Raw genomic sequence first — 2,485 nt, forward strand, 5'->3', positions numbered from 1 at the left:
ACATACTTATCATAATCACGAGCATTCAAACCAATAGCCGCATAAAAATCAGCTCTTTGAACGTCATTCAAATACATAGTAGCAAACACAGAAAGTAAGAAAAATCTACACCACAATTTTGCTTGCCAGTCATTTAAAATTTGTGGTTGTGCCCTCATAATGGCATCAAAGAAATCTCCATGACGATTTTCATCCTGACACCAATTTTCAAAGAAACGGAAAATAGGATAAATTCTATCTTCTGGATGAGCTTCTAAATGACGATAGATAGTAATGTAGCGCCAATAACCAATTTTTTCCGATAGATAAGTAGCGTAGAAAATAAACTTTGGTTTAAAGAAAGTATACTTACGACTCTTAGTCAGAAATCCTAAATCTAATGATAGATTAAAATCTGACATTGCCTTATTTAAAAAACCTGCATGACGAGCTTCATCCCGTGACATTAAATTGAAACATTCAGCCAAAACAGGGCTTTTATCTTTGAGACGACGACCCAATTCTTTGTAGAGTAAAAAACCAGAAAATTCAGCTGTACAAGAACGCTCTAGAAATTCAACAAATAGCCTACGAGTATCCCCATCAATATGATCCCATGATTGGGCAAATTCTTCATCCCGAACAAAATGATGGCGGTTATAATCAGTACGAAATTCTTCTAGAATAGCTATCAATTCATCTTCATTTACGGAGATGTCCATTTTAGCCATCTCATCAAAATCTGTTGTGTAGAATCTAGGAGTTAGGATAGTTTCTTTCGAGGGAACTTTAACCCCTGGTCGCATTTCTTGAAAATCTGGTTTTTTTAGAGAATCTACCATAAGTTTTGTTGTTTTCTTAATTTATGAATCTATGGCTGGTAGTGTGGGGTATTTTTAGATGTCTTTAACTTTCTCCCCTGTTTTTTTATCTGCACCATCTATATGGTCTACAGTTTGGAGAATGAGCAAGAAATTACTATATTTTCCACGCTATTTGACACTCTCAACGTTAGATCTATCGATTATAACGGGAGATTCTTGTTTCACAGATTCTTAACTAGATAACAAATCAAACAAGTTGAGTTGCACCCCCGTCAGACCATCTCCACAAGCTTTTTATTCAACCATGTGCCCCACGGCTATTGATATGATTATAACGCCAAAAATGCGCGTGCGTATTGCTCAATTATTTTTCTGGTTGAAATTCATGAGGGCTGTCTACATGGGTTTCCCGCGACGTTTATACGCCCCGTCTCACTATTAAATAAGAGCGATTATAACAGGAGTCCTCTTTCAACATGTATAATAGTCTATCAAGGTCTAGGGGACTGAAGTGCAAAGTTTTAGTTAAGAATTGCAAAGTATCTGGCGTTACTGAATTAGGGTATGATTTTGCCCCCCGAGCAAGCCAATTTTGGGGGGGATAAAACTCTAAAAGTCCCCCAGAATTGGGGGATGCGCGGGGGTATGGACTAGAACCAAACAATCGGGCATTCATACTTCAATTCAGCAACGCCAAGTATCTATACCTATAAGAAATAGCCCATTATTATTCTACTTCCTAAGATATTTGGAATTATTACTGTTTTCAGCACTATCTTCTTGGACTAAGATGATAATAATACTAAGTGCCCATAACGAAAATTAAGTGACTAGGCAAAACAGTATATTAATTTCAGAAAAGTAATTTTTGGGACTAAATGAATAGTATAAGATACAGTTACCTATTTTGGGGAGCTTGCATCCTAGGTCTTAACGGATGCCATCGTTTATACAATGGCAAAATTTTGACAGGTCTACTTTGGCTCTTTACTGGAGGTTTATTTGGAATAGGCCAATTTATTGATTTGTTGTTAATTCCCAATATGGTAGAAGAACACAACACTAAAGTCAAAGCAAAATTAGGTATTTCATCCCAAGGAGTGCCACTATATCAATCGAATGGGGCGGTTTCTATGAAAGCTTCTCCTCCACAAACCCGTCAACAGTTAATGGTTGCTTTACTCAGGTCAGCTTCTACTAAAGGAGGAAAGTTGTCTGTTAGTCAGGGGGTTATGGCAACAGGAGCTAGCTTTCTAGAAGTAGAAGAGGCTCTCAAGGAAATGCTCAAAACTGGTTATGTTAGTGTGGATAACCATCCAGAGACAGGTATTGTAATTTACGATTTCCATGAGTTGTAATTTGGCTAATCAATAGTCTTTACATTGATTTTCCTTTCTACAACATTCGCGATTTGGCTGCTGCTAGGCTCCGTCTTTATATTACGGAAAGCGGAACGGAGTTCTATCCCAATTGAACCTATACCCTCTTTAGTTGAATAAAAAGTCATGCGTATAGTCGAGCAACACCTTATAAGCCATAGAATATCACAATTTTGGTGAGGATGCAACGGAAAATTTTTTGGCACGCCGTTTCATGAGCTTAATAAAATGAGAAGCATGGATCTTCCGGTAGTGCATCAGCAAAGTGTGGGAATGGTAATTAGATCATTCCAGTTCCAAGGG

At 37.6% G+C, this 2,485-nt stretch carries 2 protein-coding genes; one reads left to right on the forward strand and one right to left on the reverse strand.

Annotated features, from left to right (window positions below; genetic code table 11):
- On the reverse strand, positions 1 to 821 hold an 821-nt coding region (gene acsF / locus AC3DU7_RS31055), incomplete at its 3' end, for a magnesium-protoporphyrin IX monomethyl ester (oxidative) cyclase (protein WP_488043089.1).
- A gap of 860 nt (positions 822 to 1,681) precedes the next feature.
- On the opposite strand from acsF, the gene AC3DU7_RS31060 reads away from it, so the two are divergent.
- Positions 1,682 to 2,161, forward strand: a complete 480-nt coding sequence (locus AC3DU7_RS31060) for an NINE protein (RefSeq protein ID WP_488043090.1) — start codon at positions 1,682 to 1,684, stop codon at positions 2,159 to 2,161.
- Positions 2,162 to 2,485: the final 324 nt, after the last annotated feature.

Source organism: Okeania sp. (assembly GCF_983059655.1).